Raw genomic sequence first — 25,447 nt, forward strand, 5'->3', positions numbered from 1 at the left:
TTACATTAGCGCCCGCATGGCGCGCCGCATCCTCGTCGCGGAACAGTCGAAGCACGTGGTGACCGCGCTCCGCCGCGATCTCGAGGGGACCGGCTTCGTCGTCGATCCGGTGGCGCCCGCGGAGGCGGCGGCGCGGCTCGATGCCGACCGCCACTTCGCCGCGATCGTCCGCGGAAACGACGGCGCCCCCGCGGTGGTGGACGCGCTCCGCGCCGCCGATCCGCTCCTCCCCGTCATCGCGCTCTTCTTCGACGAGGACGAGGCCCGCCGGCACCCCGGGGCGTTCGGCGCGGACGGCGTGCTCGTCGGGCCGCTCACGGCCGCGTCGGTCGCCGGCACCTGCCGGCTCGCGGAGAAGCTCCGGACCGAGGCGCGCCGGGCGCAGGCCCTCGAGGCCACGGCCGCGGAGCGCGCGCGCGGCGGCGAGGCCGGCCTCGACTTCCTGAAGAAGCTCCTCCTCCTCGAGGTGAAGCGCTCGAAGCGCTACGGCTACCCCGTCGCGCTCGCGCTCGTCGCGGTGGACCGGTGGCCCGACGTGCTCGCCAAGGTCGACAGGGCGGGGCGCGCCGCGCTCCTCGCCGACGTGCTCGGGCTGCTCACGGCGTCGGTGCGGGACATCGATCTCGTCGCGCCGTTCGCCGAGGAGCGCTTCGTCGTGCTCATGCCGCACACCAAGGCAGAGGGTGCGCTGCAGGTGTCGAGACGCCTCTGCGCGAAGATCCGCGACCGCAAGGCGGACGTCGCGGTCACGGCGAGCGCCGGCGTCGCGGGGCACGAGGGCGGCGGGACGGTCTCCTTCGGCATGCTCGTGAAGCGCGCGGCCGAGGCCCTCACGCGGGCGCGGGCCGAGGGAGGCGACCGCGCCGTCCCCGCCGAGCCGCCGCCCCGCCGCGACCGGATCGTGCTCGGGTGACGATGGGCCGGCTCCAGACCGCCGCCCTCGCCTGCGCGCTCGCGGCGGGGTGCGCCCGCTCCGCGCCCGCGCTTCCGGAGGTGAAGGTCCACGTCGCCCCGGACCTCCCGGCCGACGTGCTCCGCGATGCCGCCGCGCGCTTCGGGATCGCCCGCGTGACGCTCGTCGCGCGCGCCGAGGACGCCGAGGTCGTGTGGGCGTCGGATCCTGCCGCGCTCCTCGCCCTCGAGTCGCGCCTCGTGCCGGGGAGCGCGCCCGACTCCGCCGGTGTGGACGCGCGGTTCGGGGATCCGGCGCGCCGGTTCGTCCCGGTCGGCGCCCGCGCCCGCGTGCTCCTCCTCGCGCGCGGCCCGCTGCCCGAGCAGCCCCGGAGCTACCGCGACCTCGCCGACCGCCGGCTCCGAGGCCGCATCGTGCTCGCGCATCCCGGCCGCGGCGCCGGCCCGGTGACGGTCGCCGCCCTCGCGCTCACGTACGGCGAGCCGAGCGCGCGGAGGCTCCTGCGCCTCCTCGCCCGGAACGAGCCGCTCGTGGTCGGCTCCGATGCGGAGGTGCGCGTCGCGGTCGCGACCGGCCGCGCCGGCGTCGGGCTGGCCGGGTCGCAGGACGGCGCCGCCGGGGCGGCGAGCGCGGCGGCGCTCCAGGTGGTCTATCCGGACCAGGGCGGCCGGGGCGCGGTCGTGCTCCCGACCGCCGCGGCGGCGCTCGCGGGCGCCGGCCCCGGCGCGGCGGCGCTCCTCGCGTGGCTCGCGAGCGAGCGCGCCGAGGCGGTGCTCGTGGCGCGCGCGCCGGGGCTCCTGCCGCTGCGGGGCGGCGTGCCGGTCCCCGTGGGGGTCGAGCCCGCGACGAACCTCGTGGCGCTGCCCCTCGACTGGGAGGCGCTCGCGGACGAGGTGCAGCGGCTCCGGTCGTCCCTGGAGAGGTGGCCGGAGGGGTTCGAGGACGCTCCGGGCGTCGCCCCGCCCGCCGCGCGCCCCTAGCTTCACCGCCGATGCAACCCGCCTCCGCAGCGCGTGCGCTGCTCGCGCTGCTCGTCCTCGCGCCCGACGTCCAGTCCGCCCGCGCCGGCGATCGGCCGCGCGCGGCGCTCTGCGCGGGGCGCTACGCCGACACGCTCGCGGTGATGAGGGCGGACGCCCGGACGCGCGAGGCCCGCCCCGCCGCCGACTGGGTCTACTGCCTCCGCGCCACCGCGGTCTACGAGCAGCTGTCGTACGGGAAGGGCGGCCGCCTCCGCCGCCTCTACCACCGCAAGGTCCGCCACGGCACCGGCTTCGCGTACCGGAAGGACGGCGCGCGCTGGCTCGTCGCGACGAACGACCACGTCACCGAGTTCCCCGAGGTGACCGGCGAGGGGGTCGACCTGGACGGCGTCCCGCCCGGCGCGCGGAAGGTCCGGGAGGAGGTCCGGATCGTGTCGTCGGAGGCGGAGCCGGACGGCCCGGACCAGCCGGTGCTCGCGCCCGTCGTCGCCGACGAGCGCCTCGACCTCGCCGTGCTCGCCTCCTCGCGGCCGCTCCACCTCATGCCGTACGCGTTCGGGCGTTCGGCGGAGCTGCGCGTCGGGAACGCCGTCCTCGCCCGCGGCTATCCGCTCGGCGCGTTCCCGGCGGCGAACTCGGGCAAGGTCATCGGGGTCGGGCAGCGAGACCTCGAGCGCGGCTGGGATCACGAGGACTTCGCGGTCGACGCGCTGCTCAACCTCGGCAGCTCCGGCAGCCCGGTCTTCGCGGTGTCGTGCGAGAACGGCGAGCCCGAGCTGGTCGGCGTGTACCACGCCGGCTACCGCGGCGCGCAGGGGCTGAACGTCGTGGTGGCGGTGGATCAGCTCCGCCGCATGCTCGACGAGCTCCGCGTCGCGCCCGCGGCCCGCGCCGTCGCGCCGGAGCCGGCGGCAGATCCCGCCGCGCTGCGGGCCGCGCTCGCGGCCGGGCCCATCGCGTTCCCGTTCGGTGGGCGCGTCGTCCGGGTCGCGCGGACCGGCGACGGGCTCCGCTACGAGCTGCTCGATCCCGGCTTCCCTCTGTCCGGCCGGATCCACGCCACCGTGCTCGACGGCGAGCGCGGCGACGCCGCGACCGGCGCCGCGGCCGACCTCCGTGCCGCGCTCCGGACCCAGCTCGCGCTCGTGCTCGCGTACCGAGCGGCGGAGGCGCAGCTGCCCGCGGGCGGCGCGCGCGGGACGCTCGAGCGGCTCGCCGTGCGCATCCGGGAACGGCAGGAGGAACAGTCGGATCTCCTCGCCGCCCTCGATGCGGGCGCGCCGGGGCTCGCCGACGCTTCCGCGACAACCCACGCGGGAGGCTCTGGAAAGGGCGCCGAGGCGTCCGGCTCTACCCCGTAGAGGGCGTGGGAAGCGGTCGACCCAGCGGCGCCAGGGGCGGTCGCCCTCGCGGGTCGGACTGAATCCGAGTGGGACGCCCCATCAGGGTCCTTCAGTCGTGTACCCACCTGGGATCACGGGGGGAATTCTCCTGTCATGGTCGTCGCTTCCCGAAAATTCGAGCGCGGGGGGTGGCAACCGGATGGGCCGTTATTATCGTCCCCATCGCCGGTGACGGCCGACCAAGCAGGGGTGCGACAAGGCAGCTTCAGCTTGGGCGTTCGCGTGAAAGAACCGGCGCCGAGCCCCCTTCAGCGGGGCCCTTCCGGGGAAGGAAAGACGATGGCCCAGATCGATATCGAGATCCTGACGCCGTTCGCTGCGAAGTTCATGGAGGGCACGAGCCTCACGCCGGCCGAGCGCGCCGAGGTCCTCCGCATCGCCCAGGGGTTCGCGTGCAAGGACTCCGCGGCCGCCGCCGGCGTCTCGCCGGAGACCATCCGCGCCCGTCGCAAGCGGATCTACCGCAAGCTCGACGTCCCGGGCTCCGGCGAGCTCCTCGCGAGCCTCCTGTCGCTCTCGCTCAAGATGCTCGCGAAGGGCGAGCGCATCGAGCCGCGCCCGGTGACCCCGGCGCAGCCGCAGCCGGCGACGAGCGCCAGCGCGGTGGTCGCCCGGTAGTCGACGGACTTCCCTGGATGCCGATCGACGGACCGTGAAAGGTCCGCCGATCGGCTCGTGGGGTCGCCGCCCGGGGGGGCGCAGTCGACAGATCCGAGCAGCAGCGCCCAGCGTCGGTCCGCCGCGGCGCGCGCTCCCTCCCCCGAACCGCTAACGCACGCCGCCGAGCCAGCGCTCGACGCGGTCGGCGACCTTCACGGGCGTGAACCCGAACTCCTCCGCGAGCGCCTTGTCCGGCGCGCTCTCGCCGAAGCGATCGATTCCGATCACGAGGCCGTCCTTGCCGGCGAGCCGCCACCACTCGATGCCGCGCGCCGCCTCGAGCGCGACCACCTTCTGCGCCGGGGGCAGCACCTGGTCGCGCCACGCCTGCGGCTGCTCGAGGAAGCAGTCGAGGCACGGCACCGACACGAGCCGGCCGGGGACGCCCTTCTTCGCGAGCAGCTCGAGCGCGGCCTGGGCGAGCGGGACCTCGGAGCCGGTCGCCACGATCGTGAAGCCGGCGTTCGCGGGCGCCTCGACGACGTAGCCGCCCCTCAGGATCGCCTCGCGGTCGACGCCGGCGGCGCGCCTCACCGGCGCGAGCTTCTGCCGCGTGAGGACGAGCGCGGTCGGTCCGGTGCGGCGCGTGAGCGCGTGCGCCCAGCCGAGCGCGGTCTCCTCGGGGTCCGCCGGGCGGACCACGTGCAGGTTCGGGATCGCGCGGAGCGCCGAGAGGTGCTCGATGGGCTGGTGCGTCGGGCCGTCCTCGCCGAGGAAGATCGAGTCGTGCGTCCAGAGGTAGATGACCTGGAGCTTCGAGAGCGCCGCGAGGCGCACCGCCGGCCGCATGTAGTCCGAGAACTGGAGGAACGTCGCCGCGTACGGGATGAAGAGGCCGTCGTAGGCCATCCCGTTCACGATGGCGCCCATCGCGTGCTCGCGGATGCCGAAGTGGATGTTGCGGCCGCCGTAGCTTCCGGGCGCGAAGGAGCCCGCGCCCTTCACCTCGGTGAGGTTCGACTCGGCGAGGTCGGCGGACCCGCCGGCGAGCGCGGGGACGATGGGCGCCGCCTTCTGGAGGATCGCCTGCGAGAGCTTCCGGGTCGCGTCGGGCAGGGGGAGGTCGGCGGTGAGCCGGTCGACGATCCGCTCCGGCACCCACCGCTCGACGTGCGCGTCGAGGAGCGCCGCCTGCTGCGGGTTCGTGGCCTTCCACGCCTCGAAGCCCTTCGTCCAGGCCGCCTTCTGCGTCGCCTTCTCCGCCTGGACCTCGGCCCAGAGCGCGCGGACGTCGTCGGGCACGAGGAACTTCGGCTCGAGCGGCCATCCGAGCGCCTTCTTCGTGGCCTCGACCTCCTCGACCCCGAGCGGCGCGCCGTGGGCGGAGGACTTGCCGGCCTTGTTCGGCGAGCCCCAGCCGATGACCGTCTTCACGCGGATCAGGCTCGGGCGCGAGAGCTCCGCCTTCGCGGCCGTGATGGCGCGGTCGATGCCGTCGCGGTCGTGCCCGTCGACCTGCTGGACCTGCCAGCCATAGGCCTCGAACCGCTTCGTCACGTCCTCGTCGAACGTGATGGAGGTCTTGCCGTCGATGGTGATGCCGTTGTCGTCGTAGAGGTAGACGAGGCGCCCGAGCTTGTGGTGGCCGGCGAAGCTGGCCGCCTCGGAGGAGACGCCCTCCATGAGGTCGCCGTCGGAGCAGATGGCGTAGACGAAGTGGTCGGCGACCGGGTTCCCCGGGCCGAGCTGTGCGGAGAGCATCGCCTGGCCGAGCGCGAAGCCGACGCCGTTCGCGAAGCCCTGGCCGAGCGGGCCGCTCGTCACCTCGACGCCGGGGAGCATCCCGAACTCCGGGTGGCCCGGGGTCCGCGAGTGGAGCTGGCGGAACTTCTTCAGGTCCTCGATCGTCGTGTCGAAGCCCGAGAGGTGGAGGAGCGAGTACAGCAGCATCGAGCCGTGGCCGGCGGACAGGATGAACCGGTCGCGCCCGAGCCAGCGCGGCTCCTTCGGATCGAAGCGGAGGTGCTTCGTCCAGAGCACGTACGCCATGTCCGCGGCGCCCATCGGCATGCCGGGGTGGCCGCTGTTCGCCTGCTGGACCGCATCGGCGGCCAGCATGCGGATGGTGTTCACCGCCTTCTCGACGAGCTCGGGGCGCGCGTTCGGCAAGGAATGCTCCTCAGGGCTGAAGAAATGCGGAACATCGCCCAGCCGACCTCGGATGACAAGGGGGCAAGGCGTCGTCCGCCAGGGCGTGGGGCGACCCGGACCGAGCGTCCGGTGGCGCGTCCGCGACCCCGTGGGGCGGTAGAATAACGGCGTGTCCCTCCAACGCGACTGGATCCTCCGAATCGTCGAGCAGCTGGCGCAGGCCCTCGCCCGCGTGGCCGGTCTCCGCAAGCAGGCGCGCACCGAGGACGCCGTGAAGGAGCTCGCGGGCGCGGCGTCCGGGCTCGCGGGCATCGATCTCCACATGGCGGCGTCGGTCGACGCGGCGACCCTCGCCGGACTCGTGCGCGAGCCCGTCCGGATGGCGGTGCTCGCGCGCGTCATGCTCGAGCGCGCCGAGATCGCCCGTGACCTGGGGGACGCCGCAGGCGACCTCGCGTGGCGGCGGCGCGCCGTGGAGCTCTGGCTCGAGGCGGGCGCCGCGGGCGCGGCGCTCGACGACGACGCCCGGGCGGCGATCGCGGCGCACCCCGCCGACGCGCTCTCGGTGCGCGCGCGCGGGCTGCGGGACCACGCGCGGGGCTGACCGTCCGCCTCACGGCAACGGCGGGAGCCGCCACCCGCCGGCGAGCGCCTCGTACTCGGCGCGCGGGAGCTGCACGAGGACCGCGCCCGGGCCGAGCCACGGGACGATGACCTCGGCGTCTCCGGGACCGAACGTGGTGCTGCCCGAGGTGGGCTCGCCGGGGCGGCGCCAGACGTGGAGGAAGACGCAGGAGCCCCGGCCGGCGACGGCGGGCGCGTGGTTGTGCTCGACGACGACGCCGATCCGGTAGAGGCCGTCGTCGCGCAGCATCCGCTCCGCGCTCCGCGGCGGGTGCTCGCGGTCCTCGCGGCCGATGGTGTTGTACCGGGGCGAGGCGGGGTCGTCGACGCAGACCGACTCCGGCCGTGTGAGCAGGAACGGGCGGCCCTCCGGCTCGGGCACCGTGCCGTCGCCGAACGCGATGCCGATGGAGAAGGCGCCCGCCGGCGCGCGGCCGTCGCCCTCGTGCTTCACCGGGCCGGGCGGCGGCGGGTCGGGGTGGAGCCCGAGCCCCCACGCGAGGCCGCCCCGGCCGATCATCGCGCGGACGGGACGGCCGGCGAGCCGCCAGGGGCCGCCGGCGTCGCGCTCGAAGCGGTAGGCCCGGGCGTCCGCCGTCTCCCACGCGTCGGCGACGACGACGAGGAGCTGGCGCGCCGTGTCCGGCACCGCCACCGCCGCCGGCGACGGCGGAAGCGGCTCGGCGCGGAACGTGACCTCGCGGTCGACGAGGAGCCCGAGCGCCGCGGAGCGGAGGCGGAGCCGACCGCGCACCTCGCCGGCGGAGACGTCCTCGAGCGCGAGGGTGCCGTCGGCGTCCTCGGCGGCGCGGGCCCCGGCCGCGCCGGCGGTCCACGCGAGCATGCGCCGCGCGTCCGCGGGGAGCGCGAGCGTCGCGCCCGGGCGGAGGCGGGCGGGATCGAGCTCGACGTAGAGCCCCTGGCCGGTCGTGGCGTCCTCGAGGAGCGAGCCGCCCTCGCGCTGCATCCGGAGGACGACCGAGTCGCCCGGCGCGACCGCCGCCGGAGAGGCGGCGGTCGGCCGCCGCGACAGCGAGAGCGCGGCGCCGCGGTACAGCTCGGCGCGATCGTGCGAGAAGCACGCGGCGCCGGTGGCGGCGAGGAGGACGAGGAGGAGGCGGCGCATGGGAGCTCCGAAGCGGCGCGCGTCCGCCGCTACCACCACCACCGCCGCCACCGCCGGCCCGGCGGCGTGAGCAGCACGACGGCGAGGAAGATGCCGAGGCCGACGAGCGGCCCGCGCCGGCCGTGGAGCGTGCCGGAGAGGCCGGAGATCACGAGGCCGCCCACGACCAGCACCGCGACCGCTGCGGCGGCGAGCTGCCATCCGGGACCGGGGAGCAGGCGCAGGAGCTTCAGGCCGAGCGGCGTCGGATCGTACTCGCCCGCCCAGCCGCCGCGGCCCCAGCCTCCGCCCCACCGACCGCCGCTCCAGCGCCCCTCCTCCGCGTCGAGGCGGCGGCGCTCGAGATCGCCGACCTCGCGCGCCATCGACTCCGCCATCGCGCGCCGGGTGCGCGCGTCCTCCTCCGCCTCCGCCGCCTGGAGCGCCTGGCGCTCGGCGCTCGCGGCCGCCTCCCGCGCGGCCTCGGCCTGCCGCGAGGCCCAGAGCCGCTCGTTGAAGCTGCGCTGCTCCTCGGTGTCGAGGCTCGCGCCGCAGCCGGGGCACGTCGTCGCGAAGACGTTCGAATCCATCCCGCAGCGGATGCAGCGCGTGAAGGGCCGCTGGCCCTCGGTGTCCACGAGCTCGATCACCGGGTCCGGCTCGGGGCCGAACCGATCGAGCCGCGCCCCGGTGCGGGGCGCCGCGACGGGCGCGCCGCCCGCGGGGCGCTCGACGCCCTCGAACCGCTCGGCGCTCGCGGTCGGGGCGGGCGTGGCCGGATCGTCGCGCTCCGTGCGCGGCCCCTCGAGGTGGCGGAACCGTCCCAGGCGATCGTTCATGGCCGGGAGCTCCCGTCCGCCGGCGCCGGCGTCGACGCGGGCCGGGTGCGGGTCCGGGCCCAGTCGCGGAGCCGCTCGATGTCCTCGCGCATCGTCGTGGAGAGCGGCAGCGACTCCGCCACCGAGCGCTCCAGGTGCGCTTGCGAGAGCTCCGTCCGCTCGGCGAACGCGTCGTAGAGCGCGGCCACGACGGCCTGCTCGATCTCGGCGCCGCTGAACCCGTGCGCCCGCTCGGCGAGCGCGCCGGTGTCGAAGCCCGCCGGCTCGCGCCGGCGCTTGGCGAGGTGGATGTCGAAGATCTCGCGCCGCTCCGGCGCCGCGGGGAGGTCGATGAAGAAGATCTCGTCGAAGCGTCCCTTCCGCAGCAGCTCGGGCGGGAGCCCCTCGATGCGGTTCGCGGTCGCGACGACGAACACCGGCGCGGTCTTCTCCTGCAGCCAGGTGAGCAGCGATCCGAAGACGCGGGCGGACACGCCACCGTCCACCGTGCCGGAGGACTGGGACCCGGAGAGCCCCTTCTCGATCTCGTCCACCCAGAGGACGACGGGGGCGACGCTCTCGGCGACCCGGATCGCCTTCCGGAGGTTCTCCTCCGACGAGCCGACGAGGCCGCTGAAGATGCGGCCCATGTCGAGGCGGAGGAGCGGGAGGTTCCACTGCGCGGCGACGGCCTTCGCCGTGAGGCTCTTCCCGCAGCCCTGGACGCCGAGGAGGAGGAGGCCCTTCGGCTCGGGCAGGCCGAAGCGGCGCGCGGCCTCGGAGAAGGCGGCGCCGCGCCGCTCGAGCCAGGTCTTGAGCGCGGCGAGCCCGCCCACGTCGGCGAGCCGCGCGTCGGGGGCGAAGTACTCGAGGAGCCCGCTCTTGCGGATCACCTGCCGCTTCTCCTCGAGGACGAGCGGGACGTCGTCGCGGGAGAGCCGGCCGTCGGTGGCGATCGCCTTCGCGAAGGCGCTCTCCGCCTCCGAGAGCGTGAGCCCGAGCGCCGCCTGGATGAGCTGGTCCGCGTCGTCCTTCGTGAGCTCCACCTTGGCGCGGTTGCTCCGGCGCACGACGCCGACGATCTCCTTCAGGAGCTCCAGGAGGTCGCGGTAGGTCGGGAGCGGGACGTCGAGGACGGAGACCTCCTTCTCGATCTCCGGCGGGATGACGAGCGTCGGCGAGAGCAGGATGACCGTGGTGTAGGTGGACTTGAGCGCGTGGGCGAGCTCGCGCAGCCCGCGGACGACCTGCGGATCCTGGAGGTAGGGGTGGAAGTCCTTCAGGACCACGAGGGACGGCTCGGGGAGCTTCTCGACCGCGGCGAGCGCGTCGAGGGGCGCCTGGGCCTCGGGCGCGGGCCCCTTCGCGCCGCCGAGGCGCCGGAAGCCCTTCGTCGCCGACCAGCCGAGGAGCGCCTTGCCGTGGCTCTGGGCGAGATCGGCGAGGATCGCCTCGACGCGCAGCTCCTCGGAGGTGACGAGGTAGACGAGGGGGTAGCGGGCGCGGACGAGCGTGTCCAGCTCGCGGACGAAGCGCGGCGGGGTGCGGGAGGGCTCGGCGGGTGCCGGGTCGCCGGGAGCGGCCATCCGGCGAGTGTATCAGCCCGGCGGCCGGCGCCCGAGCCATGGAGCGCGATTCCGTCGTTCAGGGCGCCTCGAGCCAGGCGAGCCGGACGTCGCCGCCGTCCACGTCCAGCGCGGCGACGGCGCCGGGCTTCACCTCGACGTCCTTGCCGGCGGCGGTCGCGACCGCCTGGGCGAGCTCGGGGTTGTGGCCGACGAGCGCGGTGCCGTCCGCCGCCTTCCGCGCGAGCGCGAGGACCTCGCGGCCGTCGGACGCCCCGGAGGCGAGCGCGTCGTCCGTCTCCACGGTCGCGCCCGTCCGCGCCGCGAGGAGCTCGGCGGTCTGCCGCGCGCGCGCGAACGGGCTCGTGACGATCCGCGCGACGCGGAGGCGCGGGGCGAGGGCCTTCACGTGGGCGTCGAAGCGGGCGCGCCCCTCCGGCGTGAGCCGCCGGGCCGCGTCGTCGCCGCCCTGCGGCTCGGCCTTCGCGTGACGCACCAGGTAGACGCGGGTCGCGGGCATGTTCACTCCGAGGCGAGGAGGGCGACGGGGAAGTCGGCGAAGAGGGCGCCGAGCGAGGGGGCGTCGGCGTCGTGGACCGCGCCCGTCACGACGTCGCGCCACCGGCGCGGGAGCCCCTCGGGCAGCGGGAGCGCGCCCTCCCAGCGGATCTGCCCCTCGCCCTCCTCGAGGAGGCGGAGCACGAGGCGGGGAACGGCGCACACGACCGCGCGCCCACCGTGGCTCCGCGCGAACGCGAGGACGTGCGCCGCGTGCGGGCCGTTCGCGGCGAGCGGCCGGTGCTCGGCCTGGAGGAAGAACCCGAGCCGCTCGCGCCTGAAGGCGAGCGCGGCGTGCAGCAGGAGGAGCTTCGCCCGGCCCTCGACGAGCGCGTCGGGCGTCGAGAGGCGCCGCGCGAGCGCGCGGACCGCGTCGCCGCCCCGCGCGCGCTCCGCGCGGACCTCGGCCAGCACGCGCCGCCGCACCTCGTAGTCCACGGGCCGGCGGTTGTCGGGATCGACGAGCGAGAGGTCCCAGAGCTCCGTCCCCTGGTAGACGTCCGGCACGCCCGGCGCGAAGCACTTCACCGCCACCTGCGCGAGCGACGACACCCGGCCCGCCCTCGCCAGCCGCGCGGCGAGCGCGGCGAGCTCGGCGACGAAGGGCGGCGACGCGAGGACGCGCTGCACGAACCGGTGCACGCCTTGCTCGTACTCGGCGTCGGGGTTCGTCCAGCTCGTGTGGACCTTCGCCTCCCGGAGCGCCTTCTCGACGTACGCGTGGATCCGCGCCTCGTAGGCCTCGAGGGCGGGAGAGCCGGGCGCGAGCCCGCCGTCGGGCCAGGTCCCGAGGAGCGTCTGGTAGACGAGCCACTCGTCGCGGCGGTCCGGCGCGGTCCGCCCCTCGATGCGGGTGAGGTGCGACCGGTTCATCCGCGTGAAGCGCGTCCACGCGGCGCGCGCGTCGCCCGGGATCTCCGAGAGCGCGTCGATGCGGACGCGGACGTCCTCGCTTCGCTTCGTGTCGTGCGTGGACGTCGCGGAGAGCGAGCCGGGGTAGCGGGCCTGCCGCTCGGCGAGGAGCGCGTGCAGGTCCTCCGGCGTCGTCCCGAACCGGCGCGGCTCGCCGCCGACCTCGTTCAGCGACGCGAGCCGCACGTAGGCGTAGAAGGCGGTGTCCTCCACGGCCTTCGCGGTGACGGGACCCGTCACCTGCTGCAGCTTCAGCGCGAGCTCGAGCCACTCGCGCCGGTCCGCGTCGGAGAGGCCGTCCGCGTACCGCTGGAGGATGACGTCGCGGAGGAAGTCGTAGATCGACGGATCCACCACCGGGCTCCGCCGCCGGGCGCGCGCGATGGTCTCCTCGACGTAGCGCCGATCGCGGTCGTGCACCTCGCCGCGCGGGCTCACGTACGTCCGGTAGACCGGGAAGAGCGACACGTACTCGACGAGCGTCCGGGTGAGCTCGCGCTGCGTGAAGTCGCGGGTGCGCCGGTCCATCTCGCTGATCCGCGCGAGGCGGTGAGCGAGCATGTTGATCTCGCTCGCCATCGACGACTCCATGACGAGCCGCTTCCGCGCGATCATCACCTCGCGGAAGTCCTCGCGCGCGCCGGCGATGCGCGAGTACAGCGTGTCGAAGGCGCGCTCGGCGGCGGGATCGACGAAGACGCCGTTCAGGGCGGCGAGGAACTCGTAGCCCGTCGTGCCGTCCACGTCCCACCCGTCCGGCATCTTCTCCGGCGCGACGAGGACCTTCTCGACGACCACGTACAGCGGCCGCCGCGGGAGTCGGCCCGCCTCGAGCTCGGCGGTGAGCCGCTCGAGGAGGAGCGCCTCCGTCGCGGCGTCGAGCGGCTCCCCGCGCTGCTGCGCCAGGAGCCGCCCCCGCTCGACGAGGTACGCCGCCTGGAGGCGCCGGAAGTACGCGGTGGGCGCGTGGAGGCCGTCCGGGTGGTCGATGCGGAGCCCGGACGCCTTCCCGTCGCGGACGAGGCCGAGCACGAGCCGGTGCGCCTCGGTGAAGACGCGCGGGTCCTCCATCCGGATGGCGGCGAGGCCGTTCACGTCGAAGAAGCGGCGGTAGTTGATCTCCTCGCCCGCGACGCGCCAGAAGGCGAGCCGGTACGCCTGGCCGTCCAGGAGCCGGTGCAGGAGGTCGAAGCTGCGCGCGTCGCCCGGCGTCCCGTTGAAGATCCGGACGTTCTCGTCCACGAAGGCGCGGACCCGCTCGCTCGAGTCGCAGAGCGCGCCGAGGCGCCGCTTCGCGACCTCCTTCTCGCGGGCGCGCTCCGCCACGGCCTCCGGCGACGTCTCGGTGCGCGGCGCGAGCTTCTCGAGCGCCGTGCAGATCGACTCGAGGTCCTGCACGCCGGGGTCGCTCGCGCCGAGCTCCTCCTTGAGGGCGTCGAGCCTGAACCGGAGCACCTGCGGGACGGAGCGCGGCGCCACCGGGAACACGTGCTCGAAGTAGCGGATGAAGAAGCTCCCTCCCTCGCGGACGAGCGTGAGCTCGCCGCGCTCGAGCACGCGGCCGAACTGGTCGCCGAGGATGGGGACGAGCACCTTGTGCCCGAGCTCCGCCTTGAGCGGCGTCCAGTCGACGTCGAACGCGGGCGCGTGCACCGAAGACGGCCCGTTCTCCAGGACGTCCATCCACCACGCGTTCTCCTTCCCGATCCCCATGTGGTTCGGGACGAAGTCGAGGAGGATGCCCATCCCGTTCGCGGCCGCCGCCGCGGCGAGCCGGGCGAAGCCCTCGTCCCCGCCGAGCTCGGGGTTGAGACGCGCGTGGTCCACGACGTCGTAGCCGTGCGTCGAGCCCGGGGCGGCGGCGAGGATCGGCGACAGGTAGAGGTCGGAGATGCCGAGCTCCGCGAGGTACGGCACGAGGTCCGCGGCGGCCTCGAAGCCGAACTTCGCGTGGAGCTGCAGCCGATACGTCGACGCCGGCCGGCGGGTGATCCCCTCGCCGCCCGCGAGCGCGGTGGCGAGCGCCTGGACCAGCGCCTCGACCAGCTCGACCTTCGCGGACGCCCCCACGCTCCCTCACAGCTCCCCGCGCGACGTTCGAGGGGCCGCGCGGCGCCCCGCGGCCGCTAGCCGGCGGCCCTCCCGGACGCGACGGCGAGGCCGCGGAGCCGCTCCCGTGCCGCCCGGTCCGCCGCGAGGGCGGCGAGGTCCATCGGGATCCGGTACGTCCAGTTCGCGTCGGTGACCGTGCCCGGCACGTTCACCCGCTCGCGCAACCCGAACACGTCCTGGAACGGGAGCAGCAGCAGGTCCGAGCCCGAGCCGTAGATCATCCCGAGCAGCGCGTCGCGCACGCGGTCGTCGAACCGCGCCGGCGGCTCGGCCCGGAGCGGCGCGAGGGCCGGGATCTCGAGGAGCTGCGCGCGCTCCTGCGGCGACATCGCCTCGTACCAGTCCGCGACCGACTCGGTGTCGTGCGTGCCGGTCGTCGCGACGGACAGCGCCGGCCAGCGCGCCGGGTCGCGGAACGGCTCCCCCGGCGCCTTCCACTCCTTCTCCCAGCGCTGCACCCGGTATCCCGGGATCTCGAGCCGCTGGAGCGACGCGCGGACGAAGTCCGGCACCACGCCGAGGTCCTCGGCGATCACGCGCGCGTCCTGGCCGAGCAGCCCGAGGACGGTCTCGCCGTTGTGCGTCTGCGCGGCCTCGACGTCCGGGACGAAGGCGGCCTTCCCGCCGTCGTTCGGGAAGAAGTAGGTGCGGTAGACGCCGACGACGTGGTCGACGCGGTACAGATCGTACAGGTCGGCCATGCGCCGGGCGCGCGCGCGGAGCCACACGTGACCCTCGCGCTCCATGACGTCCCAGCGGTACACCGGGAGGCCCCAGTCCTGGCCCGTGGCGCTGAACGCGTCCGGCGGGACGCCGACGCGGGCGTCGAGCCGGAAGTCGCCGCGGCGCGACCAGACGTCGGCGGAGTCGGTCGCGACCATGAACGGCAGGTCGCCGCCGAGCAGGACGCCGCCCGCGTTCGCGTCGTGGCGCGCGGCGTGCCACTGCTCCTCGCCCTGCCACTGCAGCCACGTGTGGAACAGGATCTCCCGGGAGAGGCGCGCCCGCGCGTCGGCGAGGGCGGCGGGGTCGCGGTTCGCGAGGGGGGCGGGCCAGTCCGTCCACCCGCGTCCGCCCATCTCCCGATCGTGGAGCGCGACGAAGAGCGTGTACTCGTCGAGCCAGTCCGCCTCCTCTCGCGCGAACGCCTCGAGGGCGCGCGCCCGCCCGGTGCGCCGGTTCCACTCGTCGCGCACGAAGCGCTCGAACGCGAGGTCGAACGCGACGCGCTTCAGGGCCCGCACCTCGTCCCAGCGCACGCTCGGCGCGGCGCGGACGGCGTCGAGCCGGCGGCGCGTCTCGTCGGGGAGCGCGCCCTCGCCGCCCGCCGCCTCGAAGTCCTCGAGGGTGGAGGGCGCGATGTACACCGGGTCGAGCGCGAAGGCGGAGAGCGCGCCGTAAGGGCTGTTCTGGCCGCGCGAGGCCTCGTTCACCGGGAGGATCTGGACGATCGAGAACCCGGCGTCGCGGGCCCAGCGCGTGAACGGGACGAGGTCCGGGATCTCGCCGACGCCCCAGTCCGAGGCGGAGCGCAGCGAGAAGAGCGGGAGGAGGACGCCTGCCTGGCGGGACATGGATGCGCGCACGGTGAGGTGGTTCCGCCGCAGCTACAAGTTTTCGGCTTGTGACGCGACGGGGCACCGGGATATCAGACGAGCGCCCATCCGGCATCGTCCCTCCGGGGCCTCCCTTGCTCATCCGCGGCCGCTTCGCGCCCTCACCGACCGGTCCGCTCCACCTCGGCAACGCGCGGACGGCGCTCCTCTCCTGGCTCGCCGCGCGGTCGGCCGGCGGTGCGTACCTCATGCGCGTCGAGGATCTCGACGGGCCCCGGGTGCGCCCGGGGCTCGAGGCGCGCATCCTCGACGAGCTGCGCTGGCTCGGTCTCGACTGGGACGAGGGGCCGGACGTCGGCGGCCCGGCCGGCCCCTACCGCCAGTCGGAGCGGCTCCCGCGCTACGCCGCCGCGCTCGAGGCGCTCCGCGCTGCAGGCGCCGTGTACCCCTGCTTCTGCTCGCGCGCGGAGATCGCGGCGGCGTCGCAGGCGCCGCACGGCCCCGGGGACGAGGGGCCGCGCTATCCGGGCACGTGCCGCGACCTTCCTGCCGCCGAGGTGGCGCGCCGGTCCGCCGAGCGCCGGCCCGCGTGGCGCTTCCGCGTCCCCGAGGGGACGGTCGCCTTCGACGACGCCGTGCACGGGCGGCGCGTCCACGAAGTCCTCGCCGAGACCGGCGACTTCGTCGTGGCCCGCGCCGACGGGATCCCCGCCTACCAGCTCGCGGTCGTGGTCGACGACGCGGCGATGGGCGTGACCGAGGTCGTCCGCGGGGACGATCTCCTCCCGTCCACGGCCCGGCAGCTCCTGCTCTACGCCGCCCTCGGCCTCGCGCCGCCCCGGTTCGGACACGTGCCGCTCGTGGTCGGGGAGGACGGCGCGCGCCTCGCGAAGCGCCACGGCGCGCGATCACTCGGCGAGCTGCGCGACGCGGGCGCGGATCCGGCGGCGGTGACGGGGCTCCTCGCGGCGCTCTCGGGCCTCGCGCCGGCGGGCGCGCGCGTGACGCCGCGCGCGCTCGTGTCCGGGTTCTCGCTCGGGAAGATCGGAACCGCGCCCGCGGTGCTGCCGGCGGGCGCGGTGGAAGCGCTGGTGCGTCCCTAGAACTCGAACCCGATCCGGCCGAGCAACCCGAGCTCGGGGGACCTGGTCGCGCCGGGCAGCCCCCAGCGGGCGAGGCCCCACGCGCCGACGCGGAACGGCAGGACGGGGAGCTTCACCGAGAGGCCGGGGCGGAACCCGTAGAACCGGTTCCAGCCGCCGCTCGCGGCCTGCCGGAGCTCCGAGGTGGAGCGGAGGTTCGCGGCGCCCACCTCGCCGAGCAGCTCGAGCCGGAGCACCGGGAGCAGGTCGGTGGCGAGGCCGCCGAGCGCGCTCGCGTTGTACCGCCGCAGGGTCGACCCGGAGAAGTTCCCCTCCATCGCAGCGCCGAGCATGAGCGGCCCCGCGCGGAGGAGCACCGTCGCGCCGGCGTCCCCCATGGGCGACAGATCCCGAGTCGTGCCGGGAGCCCGGTTCACGCCGAGGTGCTGGCTGCCGATGGTGGCCTCGATGCCGAGCGAGAGCGGCGCCGCGTGCGCCGGGACCGCAGCGGCAAGACAGACGAGCGCGAGCAGGACACGGACCATTCTGGTTCCCTCCCCACCGGCCCCGCGGGCCGGCCCTCGCAAAAGCTAGGTCTCGGCGCCGCGACGCGCGCCGCCGGGACGGGGCGACGGGCGGCCGGGCGGGCGGCGGATTACGCAGACGGGGTGACGTCCCTGCTCCGTGCCCCGACCGACCCGCGCTGGGTGGGGACCGCGCTCGCGAGCCTCGACGCGACGCTCCAGGACCACGCGCACTGCGAGAAGAAGGCCGCCGCGAGCGCGCTGAAGCTCGTCGCCGATCATCCCGATCGCCCGGAGCTGGTGCGGGCCCTCGCGAAGCTCGCGCAGGAGGAGATGCAGCACTTCCTCGCGGTGCTCGCGGAGCTCGGGCGCCGCGGCGTGCCGCTGCCGCCCGATGGCGGCGATCCCTACGCGCAGGCCCTCGTCGCGCGGGTACGGAGTGGCGACGCGACGGCCCGGCTCGTGGATCGCCTGCTCGTGGCGGCGCTCATCGAGGCGCGGAGCTGCGAGCGGCTGTGGCTGCTCGCGGGGGCGCTGCCGGAGCCGAGGCTGCGCGAGCTGTACGCGAGGCTGGCGCAGAGCGAGGCGGGCCACGAGAGGCTCTTCGTGGAGCTGGCGCGGGGGGTGGTGGGCGGGGCGCGGCGTGGGGAGGCTGCCGAGGTGGACGCGCGGCTTGGGGTGCTGGCGGAGGAGGAGGCGAGGATCGTGGCGGGGTTGCCGATCGTGGCGCGGGTGCACTGAGCGGCCGCCCGCTGGCGATCACGAGCTTGGTCGGGCGCGCGGCCCAGGGACGGCGGGCCTGTGAACGCGAACGCTTCTGGCCTGGGCGGGGGCGTGGAGTGGGCGTGGGGCGTGGGCGTGGGGCGTGGTCTGTGCCTGCAGCCCGCAGCGCCGCGCCTGCTCGGCGCATTCGTCAGAGCCTCTCGGGCGGTTCAGAAACGCGCGGGCGTCGTCAGTACTGGACACCGGTGTGGATACGCAAACCGGTCACATGGGCAATGAAGGGGAGGGTTGGCGGGCGTCGGTGCGGGATTGAGCGGTGTTGCACGGAGAATTGCCGTGGAAGCGAACGATTCCGTCCTGGTGGGGGGCGGGGGCTCGCGCCCGCCGTGATGAAGGCCTCCCGCGTGGCAGATGTGAGTGCCCGTGACATCCAGCGGTCCTCTCTATCTCCGCGAGGGCCGGGAGAAGGGCGGTCGCGTCCGGCGCTGCGCGTTCGTTCGCGTTCGCCTCCCCGTCGCGTTCGCGTATGCAGCCGCTAGCGCAATCGCAGTTCCAGTCGCGGTCGCAGTTCCAATCGCGGTCACAGTTTCAGTCGCGGTCGCGCAGATGTGAGCGCCCGCCCATCCAGATTCTCCCTCTCCCTCCGCGAAGCGGGGGGAGAGGGCCGGGGTGAGGGGGGCGGTCGCTTTCACGGTCCCGGCCGGTCCACAGTCGCCGCTGCCTGACGCGCGCAGATGTGGATCGTCAGGCGTGAGCGAGCGCGGCGCCCGTGCCGAGACGCGACGAACGACCGCACAATCAGAACCAAATGACGCCGCTATCAGATTGCGCTCGATGTCAGAGGCGCGTGCTATCCATTTACCCGATGGCCGACCTCTCCACGACCCTGGTCGCCGCGCCTTCCGCCCCGCCCGCGGCGCTCGCCGCCCAGGCCTGGCTCCTCGAGCCGCCGCCCTCGCACGAGCGACGGGGCCTCCTCCGCGAAGAATCAGCTCGCCTCGTGGACTCGCTCCTCGTCCGCGTCGCGCGGGGGCGTGGTGCGCTCGACGTCGCCATCGGCGATGGGCTCGGGACCCTGTCCGTCGGCGATCGCGCGCTCCGGCTCGGCTTCTCGGGAATCGGCGACTACGCCTGCGAGCGGCTCGGGATGGAGCCGGGGACCGCGAAGCGGACGGCGCGGCTCGCGCGGGCGCTGCGGGAGCGGCCCGCGCTCCGCGAGGCGGTTCGGCGCGGGGACGTGAGCGCGCGGAAGGCGACGGTGGTGCTGCCGGTCGCGTCCGGGGAGGCGGAGGCGGCATGGGTCGAGCGGGCGCGGACCTCCACGGTTCGGGCGCTCGAGGTCGCGGTCCGCGAGGAGCGGGCAGCGCGCGGCGGCGGTTCGGAGGGCACGGACCGCGACGAGCCCTGGGAGCGCGTCGACCTCGCGCTCGGACCGGAGGAGCGGGCGCGGGTGGATGCGGCCCTCGAGCTCGCCGGGAAGCTCCTCGGGGCGGCGTCGCCGCGCTGGCAGCGGCTCGAAGCGATGGCCCAGGAGTTCCTTGGCGCGCATCCGGACCGTTGCGCAGATGTGGGAACGGGCGAAGGCGACGGAGGCGGCGGGCTCGACGCATCCGCCGCAGAGTGGCTCGACGCGGCGCGCGCCGCGCTCGAGGAGGAGACCGCGTGCTGGGCCGCGCTCGAGGCGATCGATCCCGTCCTCGCGCCGGAGCTCGACTGCGACGACGGCGACCTCCACCGGCTCGACGCGGAGCTCCGGTCTCTCGTCGCGATGCAAGCGCGGTGGGACGAGCTGCTCGGGCATCTCGCGATGCTGCTCCGCTCGCTCGGCCTGTGGCGAGACGCTGGGTTCGTATCGTTCGCTCATTACTGCGAGGAGCGGCTGGGCATGGCGGCGCGCACCGTCGAGCAGCGCGCCACGCTGGAGCGGCGGCTTCATGCGCTCCCGGCGCTCCGGGTCGCGCTGCGGGACGGCCGGGTGTCCTACGAGAAGGCGCGGCTCGTCGCATCCGTCGCGGACGACGCGAGCGTCGACCTGTGGATCGCCCGGGCCGAGTCGTCGACCTGCGCCGCGCTCCGCCGCGAGATCGACTCGGCCGGCGACGCGCAGATGTGTGCACGCTCCGAGCTGAGCGTCTGCGTGCCCTCGCGGGTGGCGAGCCTGCTCGACGCGGCGTTCCGCGCTGCGCGCGCCGCCGCCGGGACGTGGCTCACGCCGGGGGAATGCCTCGTCCAGGTGGCAGATCACTTCATCACGACCTGGGAAGGAGCCGTCAGGGCGCGCCGCTCACGCCACCGCGCCGTGCTCGCGCGCGACCGGGGCTGCTGCCGGGTGCCGGGGTGCAGCCACGCCGCGGCCCACCTCCACCACGTGCTGTTCCGCTCGCGCGGCGGCGACGACGCCGGGGACAACCTCGTGAGCCTGTGCGCGGCCCATCACCTCCACGCCGTCCACCGCGGCTGGGTCCGCGTGTGGGGGCGGGCACCGGACGCGCTCCGGTGGGAGCTCGGCGTCCGCCCCGGCGGGCCGCCGCTCGTCGTGTACGAGCCGGCGGCCCGCTGACGCGCGGCTCGTCACTGCGCGCTGCGGATCACGAAATCGTCGAACCGCACGCCCGCCGTGTACGTCCAGAGCCCGGCCTGCCCTGCGGCGCCGATCGCCGCGGCGGACGCGTCCGTCGCCGAGACGAGCGGCACTCCGCTCACGGAGCCGGTCAGCGTCACCGGGCCGGCGCCCTTCGCGGCGAGCGTCAGCGTCGTGAACGTGCTCCGATCGGAGATCCCGCTCGGCGCCTGCCCGAGCACCGTCGGGACCGCGTTCACGAGCCTGCGGAGCTGGAGCGTCCCGTCGGCGAGCACGATGAGGTCGTAGCGCGTGGACGTCGCCGCCGAGCCGCGCACGAACACGCCGGCCTCGAGCGCGGCGCCCGGCATCACCTTCGCCTCCGCGGAGCAGTCGGCGCAGGCGGGTGCGCCCACCGCCGTCGCGCGATCCGGGGTGTCCGGCGCCACGGACACCGCGTTCCCGTCCGCCTGGTACGCGCCGCGGATCGCCCAGTCCGGGCCGAGGCCGTCCTGCGTGCGGTCGAACGCGTCCGAGTAGAGGATCGTGCCGCCCGTGGGCGGGGGAGGTGGCGGCGGCGGCGGCGGAGGGGGCGGCGGAGGGGGCGGCGGAGGGGGCGGGGCCGCGCCGAGCGCGGTCACCACGAAGTCGTCGAACCGGACCCCGGCCGTGTACGTCCAGAGCCCCGCGAAGCCCGAGACCGTCACCCGCGCCGCGCTCGCGTCGCTCACGCCGAGGACCGCGACCCCGTTCAGCGCGCCCGAGAGCACCACCGGGTCCGAGCCCACCGCAGAGAGCGAGAACGTGGTGAACGCGCTCCGGCTCGTGATCCCGCTCGGCGCCTGCGCGAGCACCGTCGGGTTGCCGGCGTTCAGCCGCCGCAGCTGGAGCGTGCCGTCGCCGAGGACGATGAGATCGTAGCGGTCGCTGTTCGTCGGCGAGCCGCGGAGGAAGACGCCGGCCTCCGCGGCGGCGCCCGGCTGTACCTTCGCATCCACGCGGCAGTCCGCGCACGCTGGCGCGCCCGTCGCGGTCGCCCGGTCCACGGTCGCGAGGGTGGACACCGCGTTCCCGTCGGCCGAGTAGCCGCCGCGGATCGTCCACGACGCGCCGAGGTCGGTCGCGGTCCGGTCGAACGCGTCGGAGAACAGGACCGTCCCGGACGGCGGCGGCGGGGGTGGCGGCGGAGGAGGGGGTGGTGGAGGTGGCGTGGTCCCGATGGGCCAGCCGAGGACCGACGAGACCATGTTCCCCCACACGCCGTCGGCAGGCTGCGAGGCGTACAGGAACGGCACGCCGGTGATGCTCGACGGGAGCGTCTCCGGGGCGGCCGGGTAGCTCAGGAACGCGCCGCTGCCGTCGACGGTGATCTCGGCCCCGACGGCGCCGCCGGCGATCACGCGCGCGACGAAGGTGTAGGCGGTGCTCGGGACGTCCGGCCGGTTGTAGCCGACGATCGACGCGCCGCCGATGCGCGTCACGGCGGGCTGGAGCGCCCAGTCGCCGCCCGCCGGGGTGAGGTTCGTCGCGGGGCCGAACGAGGAACCGTCGAAGTGACGGTACCGGAGCATCTCGTCCTCGGCCTTGAAGACGACGTCGGCGCCCCCGGCGCCGTCCGCGACCGCCGAGAGCGCCGCGCCGTGGTAGATGCCCTCCGGGAACGCGTCCGCGACCGGCGACCACGACGCGAGCGGGGCCGAGTCGTCGCGGATCCGGAACCGCGCCGCCGTGCCGATGTCGTGGCAGTCGTAGAGCGCGAGGAGCCGCGAGCCGAGCGCGAGGATCCGCCCGCCGCCGCGCACGGGGAGCGTGTCGAGGTCGGGCTGCTGCGTGAACGTGACTCCGCCGTCCGTCGACACCGAGACGACGACCGTCGACCGGCCGTCGGGCTCCATCCGGAACGCCATCACCCAGAGCCGCCCCGCCGAGTCGCGCGCGAGCACGGCGCGCGAGTACGCCGTCGACGAGGACGTCGAGTCGAACACCAGCACCGCGGGTGACGGCTGGAGCGTCCCGGCCCCGTCCATCCGCCACCGCTGGAAGTACACGTCGTGCAGGGGCGACCCGGTGAGCGTCGCGTCCTCGAACGACCAGACGAGCGCCAGATCGTTGCCGACAGGGACGAGGTCCGCCGTGTCGCGCTCGGTCCGGTCGGGCTGGATCGGCGCGTCGGGGCGCCAGGTCGTGCCGCCGTCGTCCGAGCGATAGAACAGGAGCCCGATGCCCTCGAGCGCGTCGCGCTGGATCGCCACGAGGAGGTAGGGCGAGCCGCCGGGCGGCGCGATGCGCACGACGTGGCGCTGCGCCGGGAGCGTGAGCTGGTTGCCCCACTGCATCGGGGCGAAGGGCGTCGCGGCGGAGACGGCGGCCAGCGCGGCCGCCGCCCAGGCGGAGAGGAACATGCCCTAAAGCTTCGGGGTGGGGACGCTCGGGCCCAAGGCTTCCCGAAGGGTAAGCTACACGTCGGGTGAATGCCGGATCGGGAGGCGGGCGCGGCGGCGCGCGCCCGGGCTCCCTCCGCCCGCTCAGCGCGCGGCCGCCCGGTCGGCCGGGATCGGGGCGCCGTCCGCGTCGACGGCGATGGGGGGCGGGAGCCCCGCCTTCGCGAGCTGCGGGAGGATCGCCTTCCGGTCGCCGACGAGGACGACGGCGAGGCCGTCGAACCGGTACGGCCCGGACCTCGCGTCGGCGCTTGCGCGCGCGGCGTCGACGGCGCCGAGCGCGGTCGCCTCCTCGCGCAGCGCGTCCGCCGGGCGACCCTCGAGCACGGCCTCCGCGAGCCGGTCCGCGAGCCCGGCGGTCGTCTGCACGTCGAGGACGAGCTGGTGACGCGCGGTCTCCTGCGCCTTCCGGGCCTCCGCCGCGTCGATCCCGCCCGCCGCGAGCGCGTCGAGCTCGCGCCGGAGCTCGACGAGCGCCGCGCCCGTGACCTCGGTCTGCACCGCGGCCATGGCGTAGAAGGTCGACTGGCGGCCCTCCGTCGCGTACGCGCTCCGGGCCCCGTAGGTGTAGCCGTGCTTCTCCCGCAGGTTCTGGTTGAGGCGCGAGGTGAAGCTCCCGCCGAGCGCCACGTTCACCACCTCGCGCACCGCGCGCGCCGCCTCGTCCGACGACGCCGCCGGGCGCGCGGCGAGGATCATGGTCTGCGGCGCCCCGGGCCGGTCCACGAGGAGGATCCGGCCGCCGGGGGCGGACGTGACCGGCGGCGGAGGGGGCGGGAGCGCATCGCCGCGCGGACGCCACCCGGCGAGGAGCGCCTCGAGGCGCGCGCGCAGCGCCGCGACGTCCACGTCGCCCGCGACCACCAGCACGGCCCCGCGCGGATCGAGGAGCCGCGGGGCGAGCGCCTTCACGTCGGCGAGCGTCAGCGTCTTCACCGTCCGCGCGTACCCGTCCACCGGTCGGCCGCGCGGATCGTCCTGGCCGTAGAGCGCCGCCGCCGCGACGAGGGGCGCGACGAGGCGCGGCTCGTCGGGCCGGGCCTCGACCCGCGCCAGCGCGAGCGCCGCCTCGCGGTCGAAGTCCGCGGGCGCGAGGTTCGGGCGGAGCAGCGCGTCGGCGAAGAGGTCGAGCGTCGGCCCGAGCTTCGCGGAGAGGCCCTTCACCTCGACGTCCAGGAAGCTCCGCGTCGCGCGCGCGTCGATGTCGGCGCCGAGCGTCCGGACCGCGTCGGCGAACTCCGGCGCGGACCTGCCGGCGGCGCCGGACAGGAGGAGCTTCGCGAGGACCGGCGCCAGCCCTGCCTTCTCGGCGGGCACCGCGCGGGCGCCGCCTGGCACGATCAGGTGCGCAGCGAACAGCCCGGTGCCCGGCTCGCGGACGACCCGGACCTCGACGCCGCTCGAGAGGCGGAAGATCTCCGGCGCGGGCGGCACCCAGGCACGGGCGGGAAGGTCCTGCGGGCGGGTGTCCGTGATCTCGCCCGCGACGCCGCGCGACGGCAGGATGCGCAGGTCGAGCCGGCCCTCGCCGAGCCCGCGGGCCGCGTCCCGGACCGCTGCGCCGGTCGCGCGGATGTAGCGGGCGAGGTCGCGGTCGAACGCGTCGGCCTCGCCGAGGAAGAACCGGTACTCGTTCAGCTTGTCGGCGCGGCGCTGGAGGTGCTCGCGGGTCTCGAGCGCGTGCACCTCCGCCTCCGCCTTCACGCGGCGGAGCTCGGCGTCGGTCGGACCTTTCGCCGCGAGGTCGGCGAGGACCGCCAGCGTCTCGCGCTTCACCCGCTCCAGGTCGGCGCCGGGGGTGCCGGTGACCTCGACCCGGAACACCGAGCCGAGGGCGCGCGCGTCGAGCGATACGTTCACCGACTCGGCGATCCGCAGGTCCAGCACGAGCCGGCGCTCGAGTCGGGACGACGGGCCGTCGCCCAGCACCGCCGCGAGGAGGTCCAGCTCGGCGGTCCCCGGCGCGTACGCGGCCGGCGCGTGCCAGGCGAGGACGAGCCGCGGCAGCTCCACCTCGTCCATCACGATGCGGCGGACCTCGCGGTCGAGGTGCACCGGCGCGGCGACCGGTGGCGCCGGTACGGGCCGCGTCGCGAGCGCGCCGAAGAGCTTCTCCACCATCGGCCGGACGGCGGCCGGATCGAAGTCGCCCGCCACGACGAGGGTGGCGTTTCCGGGGACGTAGTGGGTCGCGAAGAAGCCCTTCACGTCCTCGAGCGTCGCCGCCTCGAGGTCCTGGTGGCTGCCGATCACCGGGTGGTGGTACGGGTGGCTCTCCGGGAAGAGCGCCTCCGGGATCACCAGCTCCGCGCGGCCGTACGGCGTGTTCTCGTAGCTCTGGCGCCGCTCGTTCCGGACCACGCCTCGCTGGACGTCGAGCTTCTCCTTCGTCATGGCGTCGCCGAGCGCCTGGAAGCGGTCGGCGTCGAGCCAGAGCAGCGTGGGCAGGAGCGCGGACGGGCCCCAGCTGTAGTAGTTGGTCCGGTCCTCGGAGGTGCTCGCGTTGTTCGCGCCGCCGCCCGACTCCATGGTCACGTCGAACGCGTTCCCGGGCACCCGCTTCGTCCCCATGAACATGAGGTGCTCGAAGAGGTGCGCGAACCCGGTCCGCCCCGGCGCCTCGTCCTTCGACCCGACCTGGAACCAGGTGTCGACCACGACCTGCGGGAGCCGGTGGTCGGGCGCGAGCACGACGGTGAGGCCGTTCGGCAGCGTGAACGTCCGGACGTCGAGGCGGGCCGGCGCCGCCGGCCGCGGCGAGGCGGCCGGCGGGGGGGGCGAGGCGGCGAGGACGAGCGCGAGCGCGGGAGCGAGCAT

General features: G+C 75.3%; 18 protein-coding genes. 8 read left to right on the forward strand and 10 right to left on the reverse strand.

Annotated features, from left to right (window positions below; genetic code table 11):
* Positions 1 to 16 precede the first annotated feature (16 nt).
* The 4 genes from AMOR_RS14425 (at position 17) to AMOR_RS14440 (ending at position 3,917) form a co-directional block, all read left to right on the forward strand.
* Entirely contained in the window at positions 17 to 913 is an 897-nt protein-coding gene (locus tag AMOR_RS14425) for a diguanylate cyclase (RefSeq protein ID WP_248362403.1), read from the forward strand.
* Positions 914 to 915: 2 nt separating this feature from the next.
* Positions 916 to 1,893, forward strand: coding sequence for an ABC transporter substrate-binding protein (locus AMOR_RS14430; RefSeq protein ID WP_248362525.1), 978 nt, complete (start codon positions 916 to 918; stop codon positions 1,891 to 1,893).
* An 11-nt stretch (positions 1,894 to 1,904) separates the two neighbouring features.
* Entirely contained in the window at positions 1,905 to 3,257 is a 1,353-nt protein-coding gene (locus tag AMOR_RS14435) for a S1 family peptidase (protein WP_248362406.1), read from the forward strand.
* A 321-nt stretch (positions 3,258 to 3,578) separates the two neighbouring features.
* A complete protein-coding gene (locus tag AMOR_RS14440) occupies positions 3,579 to 3,917 on the forward strand; it encodes a LuxR C-terminal-related transcriptional regulator (protein ID WP_248362409.1) in 339 nt (112 codons plus the stop codon).
* 150 nt (positions 3,918 to 4,067) lie between these two features.
* On the opposite strand, the gene tkt is transcribed toward AMOR_RS14440, so the two are convergent.
* Complete coding sequence (gene tkt, locus AMOR_RS14445) at positions 4,068 to 6,068, reverse strand: transketolase (protein WP_248362412.1); 2,001 nt, start codon at positions 6,066 to 6,068, stop codon at positions 4,068 to 4,070.
* Positions 6,069 to 6,219: 151 nt separating this feature from the next.
* Here tkt and AMOR_RS14450 point away from each other — a divergent pair, with 151 nt between their 5' ends.
* On the forward strand, positions 6,220 to 6,654 hold the full coding sequence (locus tag AMOR_RS14450) for a hypothetical protein (RefSeq protein ID WP_248362415.1): 435 nt from the start codon (positions 6,220 to 6,222) through the stop codon (positions 6,652 to 6,654).
* A gap of 9 nt (positions 6,655 to 6,663) precedes the next feature.
* Here the strand turns inward: AMOR_RS14450 and AMOR_RS14455 are convergent, their stop codons facing one another.
* From AMOR_RS14455 to AMOR_RS14480, 6 genes are read right to left on the reverse strand one after another with little or no spacing between them, the layout of a single operon-like run.
* Entirely contained in the window at positions 6,664 to 7,800 is a 1,137-nt protein-coding gene (locus tag AMOR_RS14455; RefSeq protein WP_248362419.1) for a L,D-transpeptidase family protein, read from the reverse strand.
* Positions 7,801 to 7,829: 29 nt separating this feature from the next.
* Positions 7,830 to 8,618: a hypothetical protein gene (locus AMOR_RS14460; protein WP_248362422.1), complete on the reverse strand. Its 789-nt coding sequence runs from the start codon at positions 8,616 to 8,618 to the stop codon at positions 7,830 to 7,832.
* Entirely contained in the window at positions 8,615 to 10,183 is a 1,569-nt protein-coding gene (locus AMOR_RS14465) for an AAA family ATPase (protein ID WP_248362424.1), read from the reverse strand. The genes AMOR_RS14460 and AMOR_RS14465 overlap by 4 nt, the downstream gene beginning before the upstream one ends.
* A gap of 58 nt (positions 10,184 to 10,241) precedes the next feature.
* On the reverse strand, positions 10,242 to 10,682 hold the full coding sequence (locus tag AMOR_RS14470; RefSeq protein WP_248362426.1) for a SixA phosphatase family protein: 441 nt from the start codon (positions 10,680 to 10,682) through the stop codon (positions 10,242 to 10,244).
* Between the two features lie 2 nt (positions 10,683 to 10,684).
* Complete coding sequence (gene treY, locus AMOR_RS14475; protein ID WP_248362428.1) at positions 10,685 to 13,702, reverse strand: malto-oligosyltrehalose synthase; 3,018 nt, start codon at positions 13,700 to 13,702, stop codon at positions 10,685 to 10,687.
* A gap of 56 nt (positions 13,703 to 13,758) precedes the next feature.
* On the reverse strand, positions 13,759 to 15,318 hold the full coding sequence (locus tag AMOR_RS14480) for a 4-alpha-glucanotransferase (protein ID WP_248362430.1): 1,560 nt from the start codon (positions 15,316 to 15,318) through the stop codon (positions 13,759 to 13,761).
* A gap of 116 nt (positions 15,319 to 15,434) precedes the next feature.
* On the opposite strand from AMOR_RS14480, the gene gluQRS reads away from it, so the two are divergent.
* A complete protein-coding gene (gluQRS, locus tag AMOR_RS14485; RefSeq protein ID WP_248362433.1) occupies positions 15,435 to 16,403 on the forward strand; it encodes a tRNA glutamyl-Q(34) synthetase GluQRS in 969 nt (322 codons plus the stop codon).
* Here the strand turns inward: gluQRS and AMOR_RS14490 are convergent.
* Positions 16,400 to 16,927 (reverse strand): hypothetical protein, encoded by a 528-nt coding sequence (locus tag AMOR_RS14490; protein WP_248362435.1) that lies wholly within the window; start codon positions 16,925 to 16,927, stop codon positions 16,400 to 16,402. The genes gluQRS and AMOR_RS14490 overlap by 4 nt on opposite strands.
* A 123-nt stretch (positions 16,928 to 17,050) precedes the next feature.
* Between AMOR_RS14490 and miaE the strand changes: the two genes are divergently transcribed.
* On the forward strand, positions 17,051 to 17,647 hold the full coding sequence (gene miaE / locus AMOR_RS14495) for a tRNA-(ms[2]io[6]A)-hydroxylase (RefSeq protein WP_248362437.1): 597 nt from the start codon (positions 17,051 to 17,053) through the stop codon (positions 17,645 to 17,647).
* 847 nt (positions 17,648 to 18,494) lie between these two features.
* Positions 18,495 to 20,189: an HNH endonuclease signature motif containing protein gene (locus tag AMOR_RS14500; RefSeq protein ID WP_248362439.1), complete on the forward strand. Its 1,695-nt coding sequence runs from the start codon at positions 18,495 to 18,497 to the stop codon at positions 20,187 to 20,189.
* A gap of 11 nt (positions 20,190 to 20,200) precedes the next feature.
* On the opposite strand, the gene AMOR_RS14505 is transcribed toward AMOR_RS14500, so the two are convergent.
* Both AMOR_RS14505 and AMOR_RS14510 read right to left on the reverse strand, forming a co-directional pair.
* Positions 20,201 to 22,591, reverse strand: coding sequence for a hypothetical protein (locus AMOR_RS14505; protein WP_248362441.1), 2,391 nt, complete (start codon positions 22,589 to 22,591; stop codon positions 20,201 to 20,203).
* A gap of 123 nt (positions 22,592 to 22,714) precedes the next feature.
* Positions 22,715 to 25,447, reverse strand: a complete 2,733-nt coding sequence (locus tag AMOR_RS14510; RefSeq protein ID WP_248362443.1) for a M16 family metallopeptidase — start codon at positions 25,445 to 25,447, stop codon at positions 22,715 to 22,717.

It is taken from the genome of Anaeromyxobacter oryzae, assembly GCF_023169945.1.
GTDB lineage: Bacteria > Myxococcota > Myxococcia > Myxococcales > Anaeromyxobacteraceae > Anaeromyxobacter > Anaeromyxobacter oryzae.

Bases quoted from the DNA above. Each gene is read 5' to 3' on its own strand.
- AMOR_RS14435 (WP_248362406.1), top strand. From the start codon at position 1,905: ATGCAACCCGCCTCCGCAGCGCGTGCGCTGCTCGCGCTGCTCGTCCTC.
- AMOR_RS14440 (WP_248362409.1), top strand. From the start codon at position 3,579: ATGGCCCAGATCGATATCGAGATCCTGACGCCGTTCGCTGCGAAGTTC.
- AMOR_RS14465 (WP_248362424.1), bottom strand. From the start codon at position 10,183: ATGGCCGCTCCCGGCGACCCGGCACCCGCCGAGCCCTCCCGCACCCCG.
- AMOR_RS14490 (WP_248362435.1), bottom strand. From the start codon at position 16,927: ATGGTCCGTGTCCTGCTCGCGCTCGTCTGTCTTGCCGCTGCGGTCCCG.
- AMOR_RS14425 (WP_248362403.1), top strand. From the start codon at position 17: ATGGCGCGCCGCATCCTCGTCGCGGAACAGTCGAAGCACGTGGTGACC.
- AMOR_RS14480 (WP_248362430.1), bottom strand. From the start codon at position 15,318: ATGTCCCGCCAGGCAGGCGTCCTCCTCCCGCTCTTCTCGCTGCGCTCC.
- AMOR_RS14430 (WP_248362525.1), top strand. From the start codon at position 916: ATGGGCCGGCTCCAGACCGCCGCCCTCGCCTGCGCGCTCGCGGCGGGG.
- AMOR_RS14460 (WP_248362422.1), bottom strand. From the start codon at position 8,618: ATGAACGATCGCCTGGGACGGTTCCGCCACCTCGAGGGGCCGCGCACG.
- AMOR_RS14505 (WP_248362441.1), bottom strand. From the start codon at position 22,591: ATGTTCCTCTCCGCCTGGGCGGCGGCCGCGCTGGCCGCCGTCTCCGCC.
- AMOR_RS14500 (WP_248362439.1), top strand. From the start codon at position 18,495: ATGGCCGACCTCTCCACGACCCTGGTCGCCGCGCCTTCCGCCCCGCCC.
- AMOR_RS14470 (WP_248362426.1), bottom strand. From the start codon at position 10,682: ATGCCCGCGACCCGCGTCTACCTGGTGCGTCACGCGAAGGCCGAGCCG.
- AMOR_RS14455 (WP_248362419.1), bottom strand. From the start codon at position 7,800: ATGCGCCGCCTCCTCCTCGTCCTCCTCGCCGCCACCGGCGCCGCGTGC.
- AMOR_RS14510 (WP_248362443.1), bottom strand. From the start codon at position 25,447: ATGCTCGCTCCCGCGCTCGCGCTCGTCCTCGCCGCCTCGCCCCCCCCG.